We start from the raw sequence: 23245 nt of genomic DNA, 5'->3' as shown, positions 1-23245 counted from the left end.
TCGATAATGCGCCGGCCGCCGCGACGCCCATGCCGGGCAGCCCGTCCCACAGGGCCTGGACGCGCGGGCCCGGACGCGGCAGGTTCGCGCCGAATCCCCCCGAGACCGGGACCGCGCAGGCACGGCGCCCGCCGCCGCGCCGCGATCGGCCCCGCCCGGACACCCCGAGAGTAGCCGCGCCCCATGGCCGAACCCGCAGCCGCGTCCCTCGATCCTGCCCCCTCCCTCGACCTCGCCGCCGCGCTGTCGGAGCGCATCCGCGGCATCGGCACGAGCCAGATCGGCCTTGTGGCGGATCGCGGGCGGGACGATCCGGAGGTGGTGAAGCTGTGGATCGGCGAGGGCGACCTGGCGACGCCGCCCTTCATCGTCGAGGCGGCCCACCGGGCGATGCTGGCCGGGCATACCCGCTACACCACGTCCCTCGGCCTGCCGGCCCTGCGGGCGGCGCTCGGCGCCTATCACGCCCGCCACTGGGGGGTGGAGATCCCGCCCGACCGGTTCGCCGTCACGGCCGGCGGCATGAACGCGATCATGCAGGCGGCCCAGGCGCTGCTGGAGCCGGGCGACGAGATCCTCATCCCCGCCCCCGCCTGGCCGAACCTCGCCGAGGCGGTCCGCATCACCGGCGGGGTGCCGGTGCCAGTGCCCTACCGGATCGGGCCGGACGGGCGCTTCTCGCTGCCGCTCGCCGATATCGCGGCGGCGCTGACGCCGCGCACCCGGGTGATCATGATCAACTCGCCCTCGAACCCCACCGGCTGGACCATGCCGCTCGCCGAGATGACGGCTTTGCGCGACCTCGCCCGGGCGCGCGGCCTGTGGATCCTGTCGGACGAGGTCTACGCGCATTTCACCTACTGCAACCGGATCGCCCCGTCCTTCCTGCAGATCTGCACGGAGGACGACCGGCTGATCGTGACCAACACCTTCTCGAAGAACTGGGCGATGACCGGCTGGCGGGCCGGCTGGCTGATCTTTCCCCGCGGCCTCGCGCCGACCTTCGCCAAGCTCGGGCAATACAGCACGACCTCGATCCCGACCTTCGTCCAGCACGCCTGCATCGCGGCCTTGGACGAGGGCGACGGCTTCATCCGCACCATGGTCGACCGCTGCGCCGAGGCCCGGGCGATCCTGGTGGAGGGTCTCTCCCGGCTGCCGGGCGTGACGGTCGCCCCGCCGGACGGCGCCTTCTACCTCATGGCCCGGATCGCCGGCGGCGAGCCGAGCCTCGCGCTTGCGTTCCGCCTGCTGCGGGAGGCGAAGGTCGGGGTAGCGCCCGGCACCGCCTTCGGGCCGGAGGGCGAGGGCCTGGTGCGGATCTGCTTCGCCATCAGCCCGGGGCTGGCGCGGGAGGCGGTGGCGCGGCTGTCGGGGGTGTTGGGGAGTCGGGGCTGATCCGGACGCCGCAGACGCGGGCTTCATCTCGGCCGCACAAGGCCGAGACCGGCGATGACGCGGCCCTGCGATCATCCCGCCCGCTCGGGCCACGAAGCGGAGCCTCGAACGGAGCGGCCTACGGGAGGCGGGGCGTCGCGAGCCGCAGACTGCACGGGGCTTGACGCCGTGTGAAGGGCTCATGGCTTCGGATCCGATCGGGCCCTCCGGACGGATGAACACATCGCGCGCGGCGATGATGCCGATCTGGAGATCGGCTGGCTCTCACGAGAGAGCGGACGGGTGCTCCAGGTCGCGACGGTCGGATCGACGACCACCTCTGTTTGAACGCGCGGCGCCTGAAGCAGCGGTTCCACACAAGAAAAACCGGCGACGACGCGAGTATATTTTTCATTATTCTCCGCATTCATCGCTTCAGCGTCTGGTCGATCTTGTTCTACTTTTGCTATTCTTTATATTATATCAATATACTTTACATTGCCGATAAAGCTTCGGGCAAGCTACGCATCTTGCCGATGGCCCAGATCATCTTATAGACGTATGATGTTTCGATCATCGGTCCGCCCATGACGCCAAAAGGGCCAACGCGATTCGAATTATGAACTATGTAATGGCTAAGAGGCAGTAGTGGCTTATATTAGATTTCAAAAAAACTACGTCGCCATGAAAAGTGCGATGACAATGCTCATTGTCCCATTGAGCGCATGCAACAGCGTCAATCCCATCACCTCCTGGGCGACCGCGGCCGTGAACGTGATTGAAGTTACACGGCTTTCTCTATACCGAAAAATCGAAGATCAATGGAAAGGGAAATCAATCGCCGATTTTCAGAATCGGTATGGGCCGCCAACAGGCAAGAACGAAGACGGAGATTCGATCTGGAGAAAAACCATCACCGCGCATATCGCTGCGCATGATGAGTCAAGCTCTACTGGGACCGGTCGGTACAGTGTTACTTATATCTGGTTCGTTCCGGCACACGACGCACAAATAAGCTGCGCAGTGACGCTGCATCGTCAAGACAATACGATCTCCCGTCTGGAAACGATAGAAGATTCGACAATCATACTTGATAATGCCCCATTTATTCACGGGCAGGAATCAACGTGCCAGCGGATTTTTGGTCTCTGACGGACCGGTGCGCCGCGATGTAGAGCATCCTCTCGCGCTCCATCGCGGCGCCGTCGGGTGGGGGGACACCAAATGGACAGGCGTTCTGTCAGGTGCCTCAAGGACGCCGCACCTCGGCATCGTGCCGTTACCGCCCCCAGCGCAGCACCAGCGCATCGTTGCGCCGCGCCAGTTCGATCAGGCCGGCCCGGGTCGCCGGGTGCAGCGGCTGGAGCGGCAGGCGGGCGGTCTCGTGGGCGATCACGCCGCCCTCGGCCATCAGCGCCTTGCAGGCGAGCAGCCCGCATTGCCGGTTCTCGTAGTTGATCAGCGGCAGCCAGCGCGCGTAGGCGTCCAGGGCGTCCGTCCGGCGCCCCGCCGTGTAGGCGTCGGTGATCTGGCGGATGCCGTCCGGATAGGCGCCGCCGGTCATCGCCCCGGTGGCGCCGGCATCGAGGTCGGCCATCAGGGTGATCGCCTCCTCGCCGTCCCAGGGGCCGACCACGGCGTCGCCGCCGAGCGCGATCAGCTCGCGCAGCTTGGCCGCGGCGCCCGCGGTCTCGATCTTGAAATAGGCGACGTTCGCGATCTCCCGGGCCATCCGCGCCAGGAACGCGGCCGGGAGCGGCGTGCCGGCCACCGGCGCGTCCTGGATCATGATCGGGATCGAGATCGCGTCCGAGACCCCGCGGAAGAAGTCGTAGACGCCGAGGTCCGGCACCCGGATCGTGGCGCCGTGATAGGGCGGCATGACCATCACCATGGCGGCCCCGGCGGCCTCAGCCCGGCGGGAGCGCTCGGCGCAGACCTGCGTGGCGAAGTGCGTCGTCGTCACGATCACCGGCACCCGGCCGGCCACGTGGTCGAGCACCGCGTCCATCACGGTCTCGCGCTCGGCGTCGGTGAGGACGAACTGCTCGGAAAAATTCGCCAGGATGCAGATCCCGTGGCTGCCGGCGTCGATCATGAAGTCGATCGCCCGGCGCTGCCCGTCGAGGTCGAGGGCGCCCGCCGCGTCGAACACCGTGGGGGCGACCGGGAAGACACCCCGGTAGATCTGGGCCGTCGAGCTCATGCGCGATCCTCCGCCGAGGCGGGCAACGCGCCCCGGTCCGTCACAGACAATGCCGTTCCGCGCCGGCCCGGGGACAGGGACGCGTCCCCGGATCGGCGCCACGCCGGCACTGTGCCGAAGGATCATCCAAGATCAACAGCCGCTCCGGCGCCCGCTCGACAAAAGCCGCGCTGTGTTTGCGCCGAGCCTGGGCAGCCGCCGCAAGCCTTGATCCGCGGGGATCATCAAAGATCGCGGGGAAAAATCTTAGTCCCGCCCGTGAACTGGACGGCTTGATCACCGCCTGATCACCGATCCCGTCCCCCCAGGGTCGAGAAGCGGAACTGCGCCTCTGGAAACACCAGCCGGTCAAGGATTTGCACCGGGCGTGGATCCGGATCCGCCCACGGCACAGTGGGATGCCGGGCCGCCGCGAGGACCGGGAGGCCGGATCCGCGGGCAACCCGCGGCGCGTTGGAAAACCCTGCGCCCGGCCGATACCCCGGGCGCGGCGCCGGACGGGGTGGCCTTCCTCGAAGCGGGCGCGATCGTGGCGCAGGGACCGCCCGCCGCCCTGTTCGGCCGGCCAATCCGCGCACCCGGCGCTTCGTCCGAACGCTGCGGGGCGAGGACGCGGACCCGCGCCGCTGAGACGTCGGGACAGACGGCTACGGAAAAGCCGGCCCCACCGTCATGCGCGCCGGATCGCTCCGCTCCCAGGCCGCGGAACGCGGTGCCGGAATCCCGGCCAGGCCAAACGTCGCGCGAATCCGGGGGGCTCCAGAGGGGGGGGACGCGCGGGTGGCGGCCGGGTGAAGCCGAGCGGCGGCCTCACTCGGCCGCCACCCGCGCCGGCTCGGGCCGCGCCTCCGCCCGCTCGCCCTCCGCGACAGCCCGGCGGCGGAAGACCCGCATCACCACGACGAAGAACACCGGCACGAAGAACACCGCCAGCACGGTCGCGGTGATCATGCCGCCCATCACGCCGGTGCCGATCGCCTGCTGGCTCTTCGAGGCGGCGCCGGTGGCGATGGCCAGCGGCACCACGCCGAAGATGAAGGCGAGCGAGGTCATCACGATCGGCCGGAACCGGAGGGTCGCCGCCTCGATCGCCGCCCGCACCACGGAGGTCCCGGGCTTCCAGAGGTCGCGTGCGAACTCGACGATCAGGATCGCGTTCTTGGCCGAGAGGCCGATGATCGTGATCAGCCCGATCTTGAAGTAGACGTCGTTGGGCATGCCGCGCAGGTGCACCGCCGCCACCGCGCCGATCACGCCGAGCGGGATCACCAGCAGCACCGAGACCGGGATCGCCCAGCTCTCGTAGAGCGCGGCGAGGCACAGGAACACGATCAGCACCGACAGCGCCAGCAGCAGGCTCGCCTGGCTGCCCGCCTGCTTCTCCTGGTAGGATTGCCCGGTCCAGGCGTAGCCGAACCCCTTGGGCAATTGGAGCATCAGCCGCTCCATCTCGGTGATCGCGTCGCCCGACGTGTAGCCGGGGTTCGGCTCACCGGTGAAGCGCACCGACTGATAGCCGTTGAAGCCGACGATCTGGCTCGGCCCCATGCCCCATTTCAGCTCCGCGAAGGACGACATCGGCACCATCGTTCCGCCAGCGTTCTTCACCGCGTAGTTGAGGATGTCGGACGCGTTCATGCGCTGGAGTTGCTCGGCCTGGACGTAGACCCGCTGCATCTTGCCCCGGTTGGGGAAGTCGTTGGGGTAGACCGAGCCGAGGTTGAGCTGGATCGTGGCGTTGATGTCCTCGAACTTCACGCCGAGCGCCGCGGCCTTCTCGCGGTCGATCACCAGCTCCGCCTGCGGGGTCGGGGGCAGGCCCTCGATCTTGACCTTCTGGAGGACCGGGCTCGCCTGCGCGAGCTTCAGGAGCTGCGCCTGGGCCGAGAGCAGGGCCGCGTAGCCCCGGTTGGCCCGGTCCTGAAGGCGGAACGAGAAGCCCGCGGCGTTGCCGAGGTTGTCCACCGGCGGCGGCTCCTGGGCGTCCACGGTGGCGTCGCGGTAGCTGGCGAGCGCCGCGTTGGTGCCGGCCACCAGGGCGGCGGCCGAGTTCTTCGCGTCGCGCTCGCCCCAGGGCTTGAGGGTGACGAAGGCCTGGCTGGTGCTCGGCGCCTGGCCGGAGAACGAGAAGCCGTTGAGCATCGTCACGGTGGCGACGCCGGGCTGCGCCAGCAGGTGCTCCTCGACCCGGCGGTTGGCCTCCTGGGTGCGGTTGTAGGAGGCCCCCGGCGGCGCCTGGATGTCCACCGTGAAGAAGCCCTGGTCCTCCACCGGCAGGAAGCCCTCGGGCAGGTTGACGAAGGCGTAGGCGGTGCCCGCCACCAGGGCGAGGTAGACCAGCATCACCCGGCCGGATTTCCGGATGAACGCCTGGGTGCCGCGGCCGTAGCGAGCGGTCTCCCGGTCGACGAAGCGGTTGAACAGCCCGAACACGCCGCCCTTCGCGTGGCCGTGGCCCCGGGCCACCGGCTTCAGGAAGGTCGCGCAGAGGGCCGGCGTCAGCGACAGGGCGAGCAGCGCCGAGAACGCGATGGAGGTCACCATGGCGATCGAGAACTGCCGGTAGATGATGCCCACCGAGCCCGGGAAGAACGCCATCGGGATGAACACGGCCATCAGCACCAGGGTGATGCCGATGATCGCCCCGGTGATCTGCTCCATGGCCTTCTTGGTGGCCTCCTTGGGGGGCAGCCCCTCCGCGTTCATGATCCGCTCGACGTTCTCCACCACCACGATGGCGTCGTCGACCAGGATGCCGATGGCCAGCACCATGCCGAACATGGTCAGCACGTTCACCGAGAAGCCCGCGATCCACATCACCGTGACCGTGCCCATCAGGGCGATCGGCACCACGATGGTGGGGATCAGGGTGTAGCGGATGTTCTGCAGGAACAGGAACATCACCAGGAAGACCAGCACCACCGCCTCGACCAGGGTGTGCAGCACCTTCTCGATGGAGGCCTCCACCGCCGGGGTGATGTCGTAGGGGATGTCCCACTTCAGGTCCGGCGGGAAGAACTGGGACAGCTCGACCATCTTGGCGCGGATCGCCTTGGCGGTCTCCAGGGCGTTGCCGTCGGGGGCGAGCGTCACCGAGATGCCGGCGGCCGGGCCGCCGTTCAGCCGCGTCGAGAACTGGTAGGCGTCGCCGCCGAGCTCGATCCGGGCGACGTCGCGCAGGCGCACGTTGGAGCCGTCGGGATTGGCCCGCAGCACAACGGCGCCGAACTCCTCGATCGTGCCGAGCTGGCCCTTCACGATGATCGGCACGGTCACGGCCTGCTTGATCGGGCTCGGCTGCGCGCCGACCGAGCCGGAGGCGACCTGGACGTTCTGGTTGCGGATCGCGTCGGTCACGTCCGAGGCGCTGAGCGAGAGGCCGCGCAGCTTGTCGGGATCGACCCAGACCCGCAGCGAGCGCTCGGTGGAGTAGAGCGTCGCGCGCCCGACCCCGGGGATGCGCCGGATCTCGTTGATGATCGTGCGATTCATGAAATCGCCGAGCCCGATCTCGTCCATCGACCCGTCCGTGGAGACGAGGGTGATGATGTTGAGCGTCGCGGCCGAGGCCTCCTCGACCAGGATGCCCTGCTGGCGCACCTCCGCGGGCAGGCGCGCCTCCACGCGCTTCAGGCGGTTCTGCACCTCGACGGAGGCCAGCGCCGGATCGGTGCCGGGCTGGAAGGTCGCGGTGATGTTGACCGAGCCGAACGAGTCGGTGGTCGACTCGAAGTTCATGATGTTGGCCGCGCCGTTCAGCTCGTCCTCGATCAGCCGGGTCGTGCCGATGTAGAGGCTCTCCACCGAGGCCCCGGGATAGGCCGTCGACAGGGCGATGGAGGGCGGGGCGATCACCGGATACTGCGCCACCGGCAGGTTCGGGATGGCCAGCGCCCCGCCGAGGCAGATGAACAGGGCCACCACCCAGGCGAAGACCGGGCGGTCGATGAAGAAGCGTGCCATGATCGGGTTCTTCCGCGGTCAGTGACGCTGGGCGGCGGCCGCCCGCTGCGCGGCCTCCGCCGGGTCGCCCGCATTCTTGGCGCCCGGAGCGTCCGGGGCCTCATCGGCATCGTGCCTCGGGCCGGCCTCGCCATGGGCCGGGGTCTGATCCAGGGGCTTCACCGTCGCCCCCGCGGTGATCTTCTGGACGCCGTCGATCACGACCTTCTCGCCGCCCTTGAGCCCCTCGCGGATCAGCCAGTTCTGGCCGACCACCGGCCCGACCTCGACGGGCTGGCGCATCACCGTATCGTCGGCGCGCACCACCCAGACCTCGGCGCGGCCGTCCTCGGTGCGCTGGATCGCCTGCTGGGGCACCGCGATGGCGTCGGAATCGATGCCCTGCTTGATCCGGGCGCGCACGTACATGCCCGGGAACAGCTCGTCATGCGGGTTGGGGAACTGCACCCGCAGGGTCACCTGGCCGGTGCTCGGATCGGCGGTGACGTCCGAGAACAGCAGGCGGCCCGCCAGGGGGTAGAGGGAATTGTCGTCCATGATCAGGTGGACGTTGGCGGTGTTCTCCTCCAGCCGGGCGAGCTCGCCGCTGGCCAGATCCCGGCGCAGGCGGTTCAATTCGCCCACCGACTGGGTGATGTCGACGTAGATCGGGTCGAGCTGCTGGATCGTGGCCAGCGCCCCCGTCGAGCCCGGCTCGATCAGGGTGCCCTCGGTGAGCAGCGCCCGGCCGATCCGGCCGGTGATCGGGGCGCGCACGTCGGTCCAGCCGAGGTTGAGCTGCGCCCGGTCCCGGGCCGCCTTGGCGCCGGCGACCTCGGCCTCCGCCTGCTTCTTGCCCGCGAAGGCGGCGTCGTACTGGGCCTGGCTGGCGGTGGCGCGGGACAGCAACTGCTCGAGCCGGTCGGCCTGCTGCCGGGCGAGCACCAGGGCGGCCTCGTGGCGGGCCAGCACGGCCTCCGCGCTGGCCAGATCGACCTGGAAGGGGGCCGGGTCGATCTTGTAGAGGATGTCGCCCTCCTTAACTTGGCTGCCCTGCTCGAACAGGCGCTTGACCACGAGGCCGGAGACCCGCGAGCGGACCTCGGCGATGCGCATCGGGGCGACGCGTCCGGGCAGGTCGCGCAGATAAGGGATCGCCTGCGGCGTCACCGTCACGAAGCCGACCTCCGGCACGGGGGGCGTCGGCGCGGCGGCCTGCTTCGGGTTGCAGGCCCCGAGGGCGAGCAGGAGCAGCGCCGCGGGCAAAGCTGCGGTCGCGCGGCGCGGCGCCCGGATAACGGACAGGGTTCTGGCGGACAGAATGCGGGTCACGGCTACCGACGCTCCTGGAAGCATGCGTCTGATGAGGCTTGCGCGACGCAGAAAGCCGCGCATCGACGGGTCGGATCTCGAACCGGCCCACGGGCCGGCCGGACGGGGATCGGGAGAGGTGCGCGTTCCAGCCGGCCGTCACGGCCGGGCGCGCGTCAGGCCGACCGGGGCGGCCGGTGCGGCGAGCCGTGCGGCACGGCGGCCGGCACGGTGTCGGACCTGTAGGCGAACGCTGCGGACAGGGTGTGACGGGGCCGGGGCGCCTCGACCGGCGCGCGGGGAAGGCCCAGTTCGGTGAGGATCTCGCTGTCGGCGGGGCGGAGATCGGTGCGGTCGAAGGCCGACCGCTCGGCCTCCTGGGCCGCATCCTGCGCACCCGACAGGACCGCCATCCGCGGGCTCTCGACGGCGCAGGCCGGGCCCGCGACCGTCATGGCCTGGGCGGGCACGGATGCCGTGGCGCCGGCCGCCGCCAGGACGAGCAGCGCCAGCACGGCGAAGCCCCGGGCGAGGCGGTCCGGCAGGCCCGCGACACGGCGGGCCAGGAGGGCGGCGGATCGGATCACGGATCCGAGATAAGCATGGCCGTCCCCCGGCGCAATCACCCACGGCGCCGCGCCATGCGGTCGGTGTTGCCCGAAGCCCACAGGGCGCCCCGGATTCATGCCCTCCCCCCGGCCGGCCTCACCCTCGCCGCGAAGTCCGGGCCGGCTCGCCGCAGGGTCGCGGCACCGCCGCGACGACCGACGCCATCGGCAAGAACCGGTCGGAGAGGACCTGACACCATGTCGAGACGGATCGCGCTGCTCGGGATCGCGGGGCTTCTGCTCGCGAGCGCCCCCGCCTCCGCCAACCCGCTGGACAGCGGGCCGCTCGCGGATTTCCTCAACGTCTTCCGCAGCCAGGCGATCCCGCGGGAGACGATCGGCTGGAACAGCACCGAGAAGCCCGGCACGATCGTGGTCTCGACCCGCCAGCGCCGGCTCTATTACATCCTCGGGAACAGCGAGGCGATCCGCTACGGCGTCGGCGTCGGCCGGCAGGGGTTCTCCTGGTCCGGCACCAAGACCGTGACCATGAAGAAGGAATGGCCGGCCTGGCGCCCACCGCAGCAGATGCTGGCCCGCCGCCCGGACCTGCCGCGCTTCATGGCCGGCGGACAGGACAACCCGCTGGGCGCCCGCGCCCTCTATCTCGGCTCCTCGCTCTACCGGATCCACGGCTCGAACGAGCCCGACACGATGGGCGCGGCGGTCTCCTCGGGCTGCATCCGCATGACCAACAAGGACGTGGTCGATCTCTACGACCGCGTCCGGGTCGGCACCAAGGTGGTGGTGCGGGACTGAGTCCGCGAGCGGGACGTTTGCCGGCAGGAGCGGGTGGTGTGTCGGCTTGGCCGCGCGAAGGTTATCGGCGCGCGTCCAGGCCAGCCCGATCACCGCGTTCCGACCCCGCATGCGTGAGGGGGGCTCCTCGCGCCCGGCATCGAACCCGCGCTGGCCAAGCGTGAGGCTCAGGCGCCCGTTCACGACCGGGCCAGCGGACGGCCCGCGGGGGCTCCGGCACCATCGCCACGGGCGGCCGTGTCGGCCATCCTCCACATCGCCCGTGGCGTCCTTCCTGCTCAACAGACCCCACGAAACGGGTTCGCGAGCCTTCGTCGGGACGCTCCGGATCTCCGCGAGGGTCCTCACACCATCTCGAACGGGGAGAGCGATTCGGCGGCGTCCAGGCGTCCGCCACCGTCGTGGGCGGGCCGTCCGCACTCGGCGCTCGACCAGGTTATGGGCGATGGCGGCAGGTCCGTCTCGAACACGGCGCGCCCCGCCACGGCGTTGACGATGACGGCGCTTCGCCAGGCCATCAGGCTGAGCTGCGGCTCCGCGATGCCGTGGCTGATCAGGCCGCCATTGAGCACGAAGACGCGATTCCGCGCCGGCCCGTCCCAGGCCGCGGCGAAGTCGGGACCGATCTGCGGGCGCCCGGTCGCGTCGAGCCTGAGACGGTCGCGCAGCGGGTCGAGGCAGGGCGGCAGCGCGAAGCGGTAACCGGTCGCCAGGATCACGATGTCGGCCTGGGCGACGTCGATGCGCCCGTCGAAGCTGTTGCGCATCAGGAGGCGGTAGGATCCGCCCGCCCGCTCGACGTCCATGACCTCGCGATGCGGCATCAGGCGCGCCGCGACCGGCGCGTCGGCGGCGTGCCCGGCGAGATGCCGCACGGTGTAGAGGCGCTGGTAGAGGGCCTGCAGGGTCGCGGGCGAGATGCCGTCGCCCGCGAGCTTCTGGTGCGCCACGGTCGAGCGGCGGCGCGCCTCCGGGAGGGCGTGGAAGCGTTCGACATAGCCGGGCGTGAACAGCTCGTTGGTGAACGGCGTCGCGTCGATCGGCTGGAAGTTCGGGCGACGGCTGATCCAGTCCACGGAGGCCGGCGCGTCCCGGCTTCGGTTCAGCAGGGTCAGGACGATCTCGGCGCCGCTCTGGCCGCCGCCGATCACCGCGACCCGCCGGCCGGCGGTGCGGTCGAGGCATGAGGCGGCCTGGGCGCTGTGGACGTGATCGCGCGGGTCGAGCTTGCCCGCGAAGGCCGGCAGGTTCGGCTGCAGGCCGACGCCGACGGCGATGGTGCGCGCCCGGACCGTCCCGCCATCGCCGCGCAGGCGGAACCCGTCCGCCGCGCAGCGGACCTCGTGGATCGCCGTGCCGAAGCGCAGGCTCGGGAGCCGGGCCGCCACCCAGGCGAGGTAGCGCGCGAATTCCTGGCGCGGTACCGCCCCGAAGTCGGCGTTGAGGAACTCATAGAAGCGCTTCTGCGCCACCAGATAGGCCATGAAGCTCCAGGGGCTCGTCGGGTTCACCGCCGTGACGAGATCCTTGAGGCAGGAGGTCTGGAGCGCGACCTCCGGCAGCATCATGCCGGGATGCCAGTCGAAGGCCGGGGCCCGGTCGAAGAACCGCGCGTCGATGTCCGCCACCGCGTCGAGCTGCGCCGCGAGGCTCAGGTTGAAGGGGCCGATTCCGATGCCGGCCAGATCGAGCGTATGGTCCGTCATGATGCGAGAAGCCCTGCCTGGGAGCCTGTCCGGGAGGCGGACCCAGGTGTCGCCTGAGCCGCCGCGGCGATGTCTGCGCGGTGGAGGGGGTTGATCAGGTCGCTGCCGAGCCGCGGCACCGGCCGCAGGTTCGAATCGCCGTAGCCGAGGGCGAGGCGGACGCGGTTGATGCAGACCCGCGGCACGGTCGGCGCGAACAGATCGAACAGGCGGAACCGGTCGGCCAGTTCGGGATGCCGGGACTGGTAGCCGCGCAGGGCCCGCGCCAGCGCACCATAGAAGGCGATCTCCGGCACGCCCTGGTCGCGCAGCAGCGCGTCCGAGACGAAGCGCAGCAGGCTCGCGAAATGGCCGGTCTGGAGATGCTGCAGGAGATGGGCGGCCGGGCGGCGCAGCAGCGTCTCCCGCACGCCCGCCGGCAGGTCGCGGCTCTCCGGGAAATCCTGGTCGACGAGGTCGGCATCGCCCTGGAAATCCTTGAGCGCCACGCCGCAGGGCACGCCGTCCCGCAGGATCAGGGTGACGTTCTGGCCGTGGGCGATGAAGCCGACGCCGTAGCGGCAGAGGAAGTGGTAGAGCGGCACCGCCACGTGGTCGAAGAGCCGCTCCAGCCACGCCTCGGCGCCGAGGCCCGAGCGGGCGACCAGGGTGCCGACGAGGGGATGGCCCTGCGCGTCCGCCTTCAGGAGCGCACCCATCATCAGGGCGGAGGTGCCGGGTTCGAGCCGGCCCTCGACGCCGTCCCGCCAGATCACGCCCAGCATCTCGCGATACTGATAGGGGGCGTCGGCGATCCGCTCGTAGACGGGGTGCGGGTAGAAGGCGCCGGCCCGCTCCCGCAGGATCACCGTGCCGCCGAGCGCAGGATCGGCGGCGGCCGTGTCGGCGAGCCAGGCCGAGAAGGCCGGCCCGATCGCCATGTACTGGCCGGGCACGCCCCGCCACGCGGAGGTGTTGAGGATCGTCAGCGCGAGCTTCACGTCGAGGCGGCCGCCGGAGTCTGCGCACGCCAGGGTGCGCAGGGATTGCAGGGGCCTGTAGGCCCGGCCGAAGGTCCCGAGCGGGACGAGGCGACCGGCCGCGATCTCACCCGCGAAATTCAGCGCGATCCGGTTCTGCCACTGCCAGGGATGGACCGGCATCAGCAGGAACCGCGCCGGATCGACGCCGCGCGCGCCGCAGGTCGCCTTCAGGCGGGATCGCTCGGGCTCGTCGAGGGCGTCGGCGAGGAGATCGTCCTCCCTAAGGCCGGGCTCGCGGTCGAAGCGGCAGGCGGCCCGGTCGGCCGCGACCCAGAACAGCTGGATCTCCGGCTGGAATTCCGGCGCGTAGGCCTCGAAATCGGAAAGCCCCCAGCCGATCCGGCCCTTGCTCGCCGGTGCCTTGGGGTGGCCGTCGAGATAGGCCTGCAGGATCCTGTCGCTCAGGGCCAGGAGCGCCGGCCCCGCCCTATCCCGGCCGATCGCCGCGATCCGGGCATCGGCCGTCAGGGTGCTCAGCAGCTCGGCGATGTAGGTGCAGAGCGTCGCGGGCGCGATTGCCAGCCCCCGGCTCGCATCGACCAGGAAGCCGGCGGCGTCGCCGGCCGGGGCCGCGCGATCGCCGGCGACGCGGACCAGGCTTGCGGGATCGATCGCGAGATTGCCCCAGATCCGGCGCTCGGCCCGGAAGCGGTAGGCGACCCCGTCGTCGAGGCGCAGCAGCCACTGCGTCCCGTCGCGATCCGTCGGCTCGGGCGCGAGCGCCTCCTCGAAGGCGAGTTCGGCGATGGCCTTGGCGATGAGCGCGCGGTTCAGGTCGAGCCAGAGCGGCGCGGTCACCGGGCCGCCCCCCGGCAGCGGTCCGGCGCTCACAGGGTCACCTCCCGGAAGAAGCGTTCGCGCTCGCAGCAGACGAGGGCCGCGCGCTTGTGGGGGAAGTCGAATTCCTTGAGCGTCTCGTAGGCCGCGTCCGCGCAGTAGCTCAGCATCTTGCGGTGCGAGGCCCGCGGCTCGCCCATGATCCGCCGGGTGCGGGGCTCGTCCAGGAACAGGTAGTGGGTCACGGCCTTAAACCACGCCAGCGTCTTCGGTCGGCCGAGATGGGCGGCGTTGCCGATGAGCCCGTGCCAGCCGCGGTCGAAATCCTCCGCGTCGTAGTAGGGGCCGAGCCGGTCCTCCTTGGCCCAGTAGAACTCGAAATAGCCGACCGGCACGTCGTCGAAGCTGCCGATCACCCCATACAGGTGCGGGTCGGCCTCCTGGTCGGCGAGGTAGCGGTCGAGCTCCGCCGCGCCCTGCGCCAACTCCCAGTAGTAGGCGACCCGGGGCTGATTCATCCATTCGTGGAACAGCGGGAGGTCGCGCCGCCGGTCGATGGAGCGGAACGACAGGGTCGTGCCGAGATGGGGCAGCCAGCGCCGGTACAGCGTGCCGTTCGGCTGGGGCGGCCGCAGGGGCGGAAGGCGGTCCTGCGGCCCGACGCGCGACCGGATCAGCGGGTAGGCGGCCCGCGTCCCCGGGCTCAGCCACAGCAGCGGAAGCTGGTGGAACTGCGCGCGCTCGATCAGCGCGTCGGGCGCGGCGCCCGCTTCCGAATGACTCTCGTCGGCTCGAGCGCTCTCCGCCGAGGTGGACGCCGGCTCGGCGCAAGAGAGCGCGTCACGACGAAGGCCTGGAGTCGTTCCCGATTGCGGTGCGATCGGGAACGACTCCAGGGCGAGCAGCGCCGGGGCACCCCCGAGACCGGCGACGCGCAGGCGTGGCACGTCCGGGCAGCGCTGGAACGCGGCCTCCACCAGGGCAGCCACGATCGCGGTCTCGCCGGGATGCAGGCCGTCCGGGTGCAGGATGTCGAGGATCGCCGTGTCGGCGCCGGCCGGCCTGCGCAGTTCCGCCTCGGCGACCGTCGCGCCGTTGCGCATCGCCTGGAGCCGGGCGGTGTGGGCGTCGCGGGGCAGGCTCTCCACCGTGAGACTCTCGCCGGCGACAGGCCAGTGCCGGCTCGTTCCCGTCCAACCGTCGAGGGGGATGCCGACGAAGCTGTCGGCGCGGGCGCGCAGGGTCATGGGCGGACCTCCGCGGGGGCGGCGGCGAGCGGATTGGGCAGGCCGGCATAGTGCGCCAGGGGATCGGTCACGTCCGTGTTCTCGTTGATGTTGCGGAAGCAGATCATGAAGTTGCCCTTGCTCCCGAGGGTGGGGGCATCGAGCAGGAGGCGCAGGCAGGTCTTGTCGGGGAGATCCGTCCCGGCCAGCGCCTCGACGAAGCGGCGCACCTGCCGGATGAGCACGGCCTCCCGTGCCAGTCCCGCGATGGCGATCGCCCCGATCACCGCGAAGACGCTGTTGACGACGAGGTAATAGGCCATGATCCGCGCGGCTTCTCCGGCGGTGAAGCGGTGGCCGGATCCGAGGTCGAGCCCCGGCGCGGCCTCGGCGAGGACGGGCAGGAATTCGCGCACGAAGCCCGTGCCCTGGCAGTCGCGGAAGAACGCCTCCGCCGGCCAGCCGTCGTCGAGGCCGAGGACGAGGTTCTGCTGGTGCGCGCCGAACAGCAGGCCGAACGCGCATTGCATGCCGAGGAGCGGCCCGACCACGAGGTCGAGGAAGCGGTCGAACCAGCGCAGGGCCACGGTCTCGGCCCCCTGCGCGCGGCCGCCCTCTCGCTCGGCGATGCGCAGGATCGTGTCGGCGAGCGCGCTGCCCCGCCCGTCCGGATCGATCTCGCACAGGGCGGCCAGGACCGCCGCGGGGCGCTGCCCGGATCCGCGGAAGGGGTTGTCGCGCAGCGCGACGATCGTCTGCGGTAGCACCGCGCCGTCGGCGCCGCGCAGGGCGAGGTAGCCCGGCTCGCCGAGGATGTGGAAGCGCGGCCAGCGCGCGGCGATCGCCGCCCCGATCGGCCCCTGCAGCAGCACGTCGACCGCGAGGCCGCGCGCGCACTCGACCGGCTTGATCAGTCGCAGCGAGTTGGTGAGCCGGAGGCTCAGCGAATGCTTGAGCATGACGCGCGCGTGCGGCGCGTAGAGGCTGCGCAGGGAGGTCGTGGCGAACCAGGGGCTGCCGCCGGACCCGTGGTCGATCAGCTGGCCTGCGCGGAACAGGGTATCGACCGCCGGATCGAGGGTGAGCCGGGCCGCCTGCCAGGGATGCATCGGCAGGAGGACGCGGCCCTCCGCCGCCGCCAGGATCCGCCGGTCGAGGGCGGGATCCTCCGCGGCCAGGCCGGCGCTGAGATCCGCCGCGGTCTCCGCCCGCGAACTGCCCTGCACGACCGCGTCGGGCGCGGCCGACCACCAGCGCAGGGGAAAGCCCCGTCCGTATTCGGGCGCGAAGGTGCGCGCATCCTCGGGCGTGAACCCGTCCCGGCTGCGCGGGGTCGGGTGCACCGCATGGCCGAAGCGCAGGGCCCGCTCGGCCTCCTGGAAGCTCGGGTCGGCATGCAGGCCGAGGCCGGGCGCGGGGGCGCGGGCGAGCGCGTCCTCGATGGCGGACAGGCTCTGGAAGACCCGGCCCAGGAAGGCCGGCGCGGCCCGCGCCGCCTCCGGGCCGACGATGGCCGGCTCGTGGGCGACCGCCGCGGCGAATTCCGCGAAGGCCATGATCCGGGCGGGCGCGCCGGCGCGGTGCTCCCGGAACGGGAGACGGAACACGTGGAGGCCGACCGAGGAGCGGTGAACGACCGCGATCTCCACCACGGAGCCGCGGCTCGGCAGCGGGATGCGCAGCCGCCGTGCGCCGGGGCCGGCCTCCATCTCCGCCTCGGCGGCCGGGGCGAGCGACCAGCCCGTCCACTCCCGCAGGAGGCTGTTCAGGAAGCCGCGCGCCGAGATCTCGCAAGCAACGTCGGCAAAGCAGAGGCCCGGATCGACCATACTCCCATCTCCATCCCGCGATTTATGTCAATAGATGAAGACAGATTGCGAAGCAATCCCGTTTATATACTATGGAATTATTTCAAAACTACACAACATGCTTTGCAACCACGCCGGCCGATGCGCTAAGACGGCGCCTCTCGACGAGGCGCCCATGGTCCCACACCCGATCGGCACGTCCGGACGCGCGGCGGCGCGGCTCTCCCTCGCGGCGGCCTCCGTGGGCTTCGGTCAGTCGGCCGTCCTGGCGCTGGTGCCGGTGACCGCCGCGCGCACCGGGCTCGACCCGGCCGCGATCGGGGGCGTCGCCCTGCTCGGATCGGTGGTGTTCCTCGTCTGCGCACCGGCCTGGGGGCATTGGGGCGGCGCGTGGCGCCTGCGGCGCCTGTTCGGGGGCCTCACGGCGCTGATGGTGCTCGGCCACGGCCTGTTCGGCCTGGCTCTGGTGCTGCCGGGCCTGCCCGCGGCCGCGGCGCTGGGCCTGCTCGCCGCGTCGCGGATCGCCTACGGGGCGGGCGCAGCCGGGGTGATGCCCCATGCCCAGGCCGCGCTGGTGCGCGGCCTGCCGGAGGCGCTGAGCCCGGCGGCCCTCGGGCGGCTCGGCGCCGGTCTCTCGGTCGGCCGCATCCTCGGCGCGCTGGTGATGGCGGCCGGCCTGTTCGGGGCGGTCGCGCCGCTCCTCGCGCTGGCCCTGAGCCCGCTCCTGCTGCTCGCGGCGCCGGACCTCACCGGCGGGCCCCGGCCTGAGCGGGGCGGGGCCGGGCGGGCCTTCCTGCGCGCCGCGGCGCCGCTCCTGGCGATCGGCTTCGTGCTGACCGTCGGCCTCGGGCAGATCCAGATCGTGCTCGGCCTGTTCCTGCAGCGGCGCTTCGGTCTCGGCGCCGAGGCAGCCGCCGGGCTCGCCGGGGTGAACTTCGCGCTGGTGGCGGTCGCGACGATCCTGACGCAGCTCCTCGTGGTGCCGCGCCTCGGCCGGCACCTCGGGCGCAACCTGTCCCTGGGGCTCGCCGGGTTCGCGGCCGGCTGCGGCCTGATCGCCCTGGCGCCGGCCCCGTGGCTCGCCGGGCTCGGCGCGGTCCTGGCGGGCGCCTGCCTCGCCGTCGCGACGCCGACCTACACCGCGGCCCTCGTGGCCCGGGTGCCGGAGGGCGCCCAGGCCGCCGCGGCGGGCTGGCTGGCGAGCGCGCACGTGCTGGGTCAGGGGATCGGCGCCCTGAGCGGCGGCGCGGCCTTCCGGATCGCCCCGACCCTGCCGCCCTGGCTCTGCGCGGCGCTCGGCCTCGCGCTGATCCCCGCGGCCCTGCGGCTCGGCAGGGGACCGGGCCATCAGGACGGCCCCCGGCCGGTGCCGAGCAGCCGCACGGTCGCCACCGTGGCGGCGCCCGAGAGCAGCGTGGCGAGCCCGAACAGGGCCCCGTAGCCGAGGAGGTCGGCGAGCTTGCCCGAGATCAGCGCGCCGACGAAGTAGACGATGAGCTGCGCGCAGGCGAGGATCGTGAAGTCGGTGCCGGGCTGGTCGGTCGAGGAGACCGCCATGAACAGGCTGTAGAGCGCCACGATCTCCATGTAGCGGATCAGCGTCTGGAACCCGGCCGCGCCGAAGAGCGGCCACAGGCCGACCACGGCGCCGAAGGCATGGGCCGCGAACAGGGCGAAGCACAGGGTGCGCGCGGCCCCGAGCAGGCCGAGCGTGGCGGCGGTGCCATAGCGGCGCACCAGCAGTGCGGCGATGCCCGAGCCGGCGAGCCCCGCCGTCGCCGCCGAGAGGCCCGACAGGTAGCCGATCCGGTCGAGCGGCACGCCGGCATCGACGAGGTAGGGGCCCTCCATCGCCTTCACGAGACCCTCGCTGACCCGGTAGGTCAGGGCGACCCACAGGATGGTGCGCACCTCCGGCCGACGCAGGAAGGCGCGGATCGAGGGGCGCGGCGCGCTCCGGCCGGGCGGGGGATCGCCCTCGCGCATGCAGAAGGCGGCGGCGAGCGGCGGCAGGCAGAAGGCGGTGGCGGTGAGCAGCATCACCGCCCAGCCGGCATGGTGGTAGAGCACGAGGCTCAGCGTCCCGCCCACCACCACGCCCAGGGCGACCGAGCCGCCCTGGATGGCGTTGCCGATGGCGCGGTCCTCGGGCCGCAGCCGCGTCACGGCGTAGCCGTCGGTGGCGATGTCCTGCGTGGCGATCAGGAGCGCGGCGACGAAGCCGATGCCGATGAGGCCGGCGACATCGGTGGGGCCGAGCGGCAGCATCGCCAGGATGCAGCCGATCACGCCGACCTGGGTGACGATCACCCAGCCCGCCCGGTGCGCCCGCGCGAAGGGCCGGACCCGGTCGACCACCGGCGCCCAGAGGAACTTCAGCACCAGCGGCAGGAACAGCAGGCTGAGATAGCCGATCGCCGCCCGCGAGACGCCGGCCTCGCGCAGGATCGGCGGCAGCGCGGCCGCGATCAGGTAGGAGGGGATCGCCTGCGCCATGTAGAGCGCGGCCAGCACGGCGAAGAGCCGCAGCCGCTCGGACCGGGCGGCGCTCACGTGCGGAAGTCCTTCACCGTCACCCGGGCGACCGCCTCGTCGGGCGCGATCCGGATCGGGAAGCGCCAGAGCCGGCGGAACACGTCCGCGCCCGCTTCGGTGAAGCCGGGCCGCACGAGGACGAGGCCGCGGCAGAGCCGGTCGAGGTCGGCGCGGGTGCGCTTGAACCACAGGTTCTGGGCGCGTTCCCCGGCCGGCGAGAGCTTGCCGATTCCGCCGAGCACCAGGATCAGCGCGAAGGGCCGGGCCTGCGCGCCGATCCGCTCCAGGGCGTCGAGATAGGCGGCCTCGTCGCCGGGTTGCGGCGGCCCGAGCCAGCGCAGGACGACGAGGCCGTCCGCCTCCTCCACGGCGACCATCGGCTCAGAACGTCTTGCGGTAGCCGACCGTGACGGTGCGCCCGAGCCCGTAGACGGTCAGGTTGCGCACCGAGGTCGCGGTGGGGTTCCAGTAGGCGGCGTCGAACAGGTTGTCGACGGAGGCGTAGAGCTCGCCGCCGGCCAGGGGCGCGCCGACGGAGGCGTTCACCGTGAAGGCGTCCTTGAGGCGGTAGCGGGTGCCCACGAGGTCGATGCGGGCGTCGCGGCCGCTGAAGCCCTCCCCCTCGAGGCGGACCGAGACGCCGTTCGCGAACAGGTAGGTGCCCGAGACCGTGGCGCGGAAGGGCGCGCCGATGCGGTTGTTGGGCAGAGAGCTGTCCAGGCGCCCGTCCTTGTTGGTGTCGTAGCGGCCCTCGCGGTAGCCCAGCACGGTGCCGAGGCTGAGCTGCTCGGTCACCTGCGCGTTGCCGGTGAACTCGACGCCGTAGATCATCTCCTTCTGCTGGCTGAGCCGGCTGGTCAGCGGATCGAAGGTCGTGCCCTCGTCCGAGGTCGAGACGAAGCCGCCGAGGGAGCCGGAAAAAATCCCCACCCGGCCGCGGATGCCGAAATCGTAGGAGTTCACGATCTGCGCCTGCGGGGCGATGCTGGAATACGCGATGGTGGTGCCCGCCGGCAGGCAGAAGGGCCGCGCCACCGGGCAGGCATAGGCGAGCGACAGGCCGGCCCGCCGGGTAAAGGCGCCGATATCGGCGAGCGCGTAGCCCTGGCTGAAGCCGCCGTAGAGATCGATGCCCGGCAGGAGGTTGAAGGTCGCGCCCGCGTTGAAGGTCGGGGCCGCGTAGGAGAAGCGCCCGCCCGTGACGGCGAGGGCCGGCAGCACGAAGGTCGAGTAGCCGAGGGCGTTGCGGGCGGCGGTCGCCGCGAAGGTGGTCGGCCGCGTGTAGCCCGCCACGTCGAGGTCGAAATGCTCGTAGCGCATGCCGGCCCGCAGGGTCAGCCGCTCGCCCAGGGGCAGCTGCAGCAGGGCGAAGCCCGCATAGCTGTTCTGCTGGAGGGGCGTGAACACGTCCGCGCCGTCGCGGGACCGCTGGCGCGTGAATTCCGCGATCACGTCGGTGCCCCAGGTCAGCTTCATCCCGGGGAGGAGGACGCTCAGGTCCGTGTCGAGGGTGAGGTTGATGCCGCCGCGCTCGGTCGCCAGCGCGGACTGGTTGGCGAGGCTCGTGGGCGCCGTCGGCCTGAGCGAGTAGGTGACGAACGGGTTCGCCGGATAGGCGAATTCCGTATAGTTGAAGCGCTTGTTGATGTCGTTGAAGAATCCGAGCAGCGACAGCGACCCGAGCGGGGTGTCGCGGTCGGTGTAGCGCAGGTACAGCGACCGGGTGTCCTCGGCCACCGGCAGCCCGGGGTAGAGCCGCGCATAGTTCGGGCGCGCGTAAGCGCCGGTGTAATCCGTGAGGTAGCGCGGGTCCTGGTTGAGCAGGATCTGGGTGAGGCCGAACTCCACGCGCTTGGCGAGGTCGAGGTCGTAGCCGAGCCGCAGGTTGATGTTGCCGAGCTGGAAACGGTCGCCGCCGCCCTGGCCGAGCTGCCCGTCGGAGGGCATCTCCCGGCCCTTGCCGTCATAGGTGCGGCCGGCGAAGCGGCCCGATCCGGTGAAGGCGTAGTCGACCCCGTCCGGCACCTTGCCGGTCACGCTGATCGAGGTCTCCGGCGCGAGCCCGTGGACGGGATCGGCCGTGAAGGTCCGCAGGGCGGTGTTGACGGTGACGACCGGCTTCCCGTCGGTGGGGCGGCGGGTGATGAAGTTGACCGTGCCGCCGGTGGCGCCCGCGCTGTAGAGGCTGGAGGCGCCCGCCACCACCTCGATCCGCTCCACGCTGTTGAGGTCGATCAGGTTGAGGATGCGCGAGACGTCGCGCAGGGGCGTGTTCACCGGCACGCCGTCGATCAGGACTAGGAGGTTGCGCCCGCGAAAACTCTCGGACGCGCTGGAGATCGTGCCGTTCGGCGCCGAGAATCCCGGGACCAGCTTCGCCAGCACGGAAGAGGGGTTCGACGTCAGGGCGAGCTGCTGGCGGATCTGCTCCCGGTCGACCACCTGGACGCTCTGCGGCACGTCCTCGATCCGCCGCGGGGCGCGGGTGGCGGTCACCGAGATCTCGTCGAGGGCGACGGTCGGCCCGGCCGTCTGCGCGGAGGTCTGCGCGGCGGTCTGCGCCTGGGCCGGACCGGCCAGGATTGTCCCCGCACCGAGGATCGCGACGAGACCGACATACCGCATGACGCTCACACCCACCCCTGTGCGCCTTGGTCGAGGCGCCCCGTTGCCGCCGCGCCCGCCGTAGCCGCCCGTGTAACGCGGACGCCAGACCGGCACGGATCGCAGTTTAAAATTCGTCTAATTTGAGAACTACGAGATCATCGATCCGGGATCGAAAGTAGAAAATCGCAAATCCTCTCGAAATCGTCTTGGGCCTCTAGCATGGTGACTGCCCGCCCGCTTGGACTCAGGCGAGCAAGAGTTCGGACTGCTGCGCAGGATCCGGCCGCATTGGGCGTATGATGACGAAGCGGACGGATCCGGCGGGCGCGTGCTCCGCCGAGGGGGAGACCGGTTCGGCGCAGGTGCGCGCGTCGGACCGGGGATTGCGGGCCCTGCCCGATCACAGCCCGGTCGAGCCGGTTGGCAGCGCGCCCCCGCGGATGATCGCGGAGCCGGATGCGCTCCCCTTCCGGGGACGGACCGCGATCCGCCTGGACCCCGATCTCGGCATCGCCTCGGTGTTCGGCCCGTCCCGGACCTGGTGCGACGAGGCCCCGGTCGAGCGCCTCCTCCTGGTGCGGCCCGCGGCCGGGCGTCTCCAGGTGACGCAGGGCGGGCGCACCCTCGCCTGCTGCTCGCGCGATGCGTTGCTCGTCGCGGCGAGCCGGGGGGCCGTGTTCGCCGCGACGGGCGTCGAGCGGATCGACGTCCTGGCGATCGAGCGGACCCGGCTCGCGGCCCCCCTCGCCGCCCTCGACGCCGGCGTCCTCCGGCGGATCGGGCGGGACCATCCGGGCCTGCAGACCCTGACCGCCTATGCCGCGGGCCTGCTGCGCGGGCTGATTCCGGCCGCCACCGCGGGGCTCGCGGAACTCGCCCGGGCGCACCTGGCCGATCTCCTCGCCCTCATCGTGCGCGAGCCCGACCTTCAGCCGAACGGGCCCGTCCCGAGCCGGCGCGACCTGCGGATCCAGGTGCTCAAGGCCGAGGTCGAGCAGCGTCTCGGCAGCCCGGACCTGAGCCTGGACGCCGTGGCCCAGGCCCAGGGGATCTCGAGCCGGCTGATCCAGGCGCTGTTCCAGGCGGAGGGCGAGACCTTCTCGGGCTTCGTCCTCGCCCGCCGCCTCGACCGGGCGATGCAGCACCTCACGGCTGGCGACGAGGCGCGGCCGATCGGCGCCATCGCCTTCGATGTCGGCTTCGGCGACCTGTCCTACTTCAACCGGACCTTCCGCAGACGCTTCGGCCTCACCCCCTCGCAGGCGCGACGGTTGCCGCGGAGGGCGGACCGGTTCCAGGCCCTCGCTGCGGAGCGCGTGTAGGGCCTGGTCTCGATCACGGCCAGACGGCGATCTCCGCCC

The 23245-nt window shown here is 71.3% G+C and carries 16 protein-coding genes; 5 read left to right on the top strand and 11 right to left on the bottom strand.

Annotated features, from left to right (window positions below; all coding sequences use genetic code 11):
* Positions 1-183 precede the first annotated feature (183 nt).
* Together AC3IF1_RS03990 and AC3IF1_RS03985 are read left to right on the top strand one after the other, a co-directional pair.
* Positions 184-1398, top strand: coding sequence for a pyridoxal phosphate-dependent aminotransferase (locus AC3IF1_RS03990; RefSeq protein ID WP_489216024.1), 1215 nt, complete (start codon positions 184-186; stop codon positions 1396-1398).
* Positions 1399-2073: 675 nt separating this feature from the next.
* The gene (locus tag AC3IF1_RS03985) at positions 2074-2529 is read left to right on the top strand and encodes a hypothetical protein (RefSeq protein WP_489216022.1); all 456 of its coding nucleotides are present in this window, start codon (positions 2074-2076) and stop codon (positions 2527-2529) included.
* 127 nt (positions 2530-2656) lie between these two features.
* On the opposite strand, the gene AC3IF1_RS03980 is transcribed toward AC3IF1_RS03985, so the two are convergent.
* From AC3IF1_RS03980 to AC3IF1_RS03965, 4 genes are all read right to left on the bottom strand, one after another.
* Complete coding sequence (locus AC3IF1_RS03980) at positions 2657-3583, bottom strand: dihydrodipicolinate synthase family protein (protein ID WP_489216020.1); 927 nt, start codon at positions 3581-3583, stop codon at positions 2657-2659.
* An 810-nt stretch (positions 3584-4393) separates the two neighbouring features.
* On the bottom strand, positions 4394-7546 hold the full coding sequence (locus tag AC3IF1_RS03975) for a multidrug efflux RND transporter permease subunit (protein ID WP_489216018.1): 3153 nt from the start codon (positions 7544-7546) through the stop codon (positions 4394-4396).
* Between the two features lie 18 nt (positions 7547-7564).
* Positions 7565-8857, bottom strand: coding sequence for an efflux RND transporter periplasmic adaptor subunit (locus tag AC3IF1_RS03970; protein ID WP_489216016.1), 1293 nt, complete (start codon positions 8855-8857; stop codon positions 7565-7567).
* A gap of 155 nt (positions 8858-9012) precedes the next feature.
* Entirely contained in the window at positions 9013-9423 is a 411-nt protein-coding gene (locus tag AC3IF1_RS03965; protein WP_489216014.1) for a hypothetical protein, read from the bottom strand.
* A gap of 219 nt (positions 9424-9642) precedes the next feature.
* On the opposite strand from AC3IF1_RS03965, the gene AC3IF1_RS03960 reads away from it, so the two are divergent.
* Positions 9643-10203: a L,D-transpeptidase gene (locus AC3IF1_RS03960; RefSeq protein WP_243965431.1), complete on the top strand. Its 561-nt coding sequence runs from the start codon at positions 9643-9645 to the stop codon at positions 10201-10203.
* A gap of 344 nt (positions 10204-10547) precedes the next feature.
* On the opposite strand, the gene AC3IF1_RS03955 is transcribed toward AC3IF1_RS03960, so the two are convergent.
* The 4 genes from AC3IF1_RS03955 to AC3IF1_RS03940 are packed head-to-tail and all read right to left on the bottom strand — an operon-like array spanning position 10548 to position 16763.
* Positions 10548-11909 carry a lysine N(6)-hydroxylase/L-ornithine N(5)-oxygenase family protein gene (locus AC3IF1_RS03955; protein ID WP_489216012.1) on the bottom strand — a complete coding sequence of 454 codons (1362 nt, stop codon included), beginning with the start codon at positions 11907-11909 and terminating at the stop codon, positions 10548-10550.
* Entirely contained in the window at positions 11906-13762 is a 1857-nt protein-coding gene (locus AC3IF1_RS03950) for an IucA/IucC family protein (protein ID WP_489216010.1), read from the bottom strand. Before AC3IF1_RS03950 ends, AC3IF1_RS03955 begins: the two co-directional genes overlap by 4 nt.
* On the bottom strand, positions 13759-14955 hold the full coding sequence (locus AC3IF1_RS03945) for a GNAT family N-acetyltransferase (protein ID WP_489216008.1): 1197 nt from the start codon (positions 14953-14955) through the stop codon (positions 13759-13761). Before AC3IF1_RS03945 ends, AC3IF1_RS03950 begins: the two co-directional genes overlap by 4 nt.
* On the bottom strand, positions 14952-16763 hold the full coding sequence (locus tag AC3IF1_RS03940) for an IucA/IucC family protein (RefSeq protein WP_489216006.1): 1812 nt from the start codon (positions 16761-16763) through the stop codon (positions 14952-14954). Before AC3IF1_RS03940 ends, AC3IF1_RS03945 begins: the two co-directional genes overlap by 4 nt.
* A 154-nt stretch (positions 16764-16917) precedes the next feature.
* On the opposite strand from AC3IF1_RS03940, the gene AC3IF1_RS03935 reads away from it, so the two are divergent.
* Entirely contained in the window at positions 16918-18183 is a 1266-nt protein-coding gene (locus AC3IF1_RS03935; protein ID WP_489216004.1) for an MFS transporter, read from the top strand.
* Here the strand turns inward: AC3IF1_RS03935 and AC3IF1_RS03930 are convergent.
* The 3 genes from AC3IF1_RS03930 to AC3IF1_RS03920 are packed head-to-tail and all read right to left on the bottom strand — an operon-like array spanning position 18090 to position 21902.
* Positions 18090-19295 carry an MFS transporter gene (locus AC3IF1_RS03930; RefSeq protein WP_489216002.1) on the bottom strand — a complete coding sequence of 402 codons (1206 nt, stop codon included), beginning with the start codon at positions 19293-19295 and terminating at the stop codon, positions 18090-18092. The genes AC3IF1_RS03935 and AC3IF1_RS03930 overlap by 94 nt on opposite strands.
* Complete coding sequence (locus AC3IF1_RS03925; protein ID WP_489216000.1) at positions 19292-19654, bottom strand: hypothetical protein; 363 nt, start codon at positions 19652-19654, stop codon at positions 19292-19294. The genes AC3IF1_RS03930 and AC3IF1_RS03925 overlap by 4 nt, the downstream gene beginning before the upstream one ends.
* 4 nt (positions 19655-19658) lie before the next feature.
* Positions 19659-21902 carry a TonB-dependent receptor gene (locus AC3IF1_RS03920; RefSeq protein WP_489215998.1) on the bottom strand — a complete coding sequence of 748 codons (2244 nt, stop codon included), beginning with the start codon at positions 21900-21902 and terminating at the stop codon, positions 19659-19661.
* Between the two features lie 278 nt (positions 21903-22180).
* On the opposite strand from AC3IF1_RS03920, the gene AC3IF1_RS03915 reads away from it, so the two are divergent.
* A complete protein-coding gene (locus tag AC3IF1_RS03915) occupies positions 22181-23206 on the top strand; it encodes an AraC family transcriptional regulator (RefSeq protein ID WP_489215996.1) in 1026 nt (341 codons plus the stop codon).
* Positions 23207-23245 lie beyond the last annotated feature (39 nt).

Source organism: Methylobacterium sp. E-012 (assembly GCF_057836545.1).
The sequence above is the reverse complement of the archived record's forward strand: the minus strand, read 5'-3'. Positions and strand labels throughout refer to the sequence as shown.

Excerpts from the sequence above, each read along its gene's own strand:
- AC3IF1_RS03990 (WP_489216024.1), top strand. The coding sequence starts at position 184 with ATGGCCGAACCCGCAGCCGCGTCCCTCGATCCTGCCCCCTCCCTCGAC.
- AC3IF1_RS03985 (WP_489216022.1), top strand. The coding sequence starts at position 2,074 with ATGACAATGCTCATTGTCCCATTGAGCGCATGCAACAGCGTCAATCCC.
- AC3IF1_RS03980 (WP_489216020.1), bottom strand. The coding sequence starts at position 3,583 with ATGAGCTCGACGGCCCAGATCTACCGGGGTGTCTTCCCGGTCGCCCCC.
- AC3IF1_RS03975 (WP_489216018.1), bottom strand. The coding sequence starts at position 7,546 with ATGGCACGCTTCTTCATCGACCGCCCGGTCTTCGCCTGGGTGGTGGCC.
- AC3IF1_RS03960 (WP_243965431.1), top strand. The coding sequence starts at position 9,643 with ATGTCGAGACGGATCGCGCTGCTCGGGATCGCGGGGCTTCTGCTCGCG.
- AC3IF1_RS03955 (WP_489216012.1), bottom strand. The coding sequence starts at position 11,909 with ATGACGGACCATACGCTCGATCTGGCCGGCATCGGAATCGGCCCCTTC.
- AC3IF1_RS03945 (WP_489216008.1), bottom strand. The coding sequence starts at position 14,955 with ATGACCCTGCGCGCCCGCGCCGACAGCTTCGTCGGCATCCCCCTCGAC.
- AC3IF1_RS03940 (WP_489216006.1), bottom strand. The coding sequence starts at position 16,763 with ATGGTCGATCCGGGCCTCTGCTTTGCCGACGTTGCTTGCGAGATCTCG.
- AC3IF1_RS03935 (WP_489216004.1), top strand. The coding sequence starts at position 16,918 with ATGGTCCCACACCCGATCGGCACGTCCGGACGCGCGGCGGCGCGGCTC.
- AC3IF1_RS03925 (WP_489216000.1), bottom strand. The coding sequence starts at position 19,654 with ATGGTCGCCGTGGAGGAGGCGGACGGCCTCGTCGTCCTGCGCTGGCTC.
- AC3IF1_RS03920 (WP_489215998.1), bottom strand. The coding sequence starts at position 21,902 with ATGCGGTATGTCGGTCTCGTCGCGATCCTCGGTGCGGGGACAATCCTG.
- AC3IF1_RS03915 (WP_489215996.1), top strand. The coding sequence starts at position 22,181 with ATGATGACGAAGCGGACGGATCCGGCGGGCGCGTGCTCCGCCGAGGGG.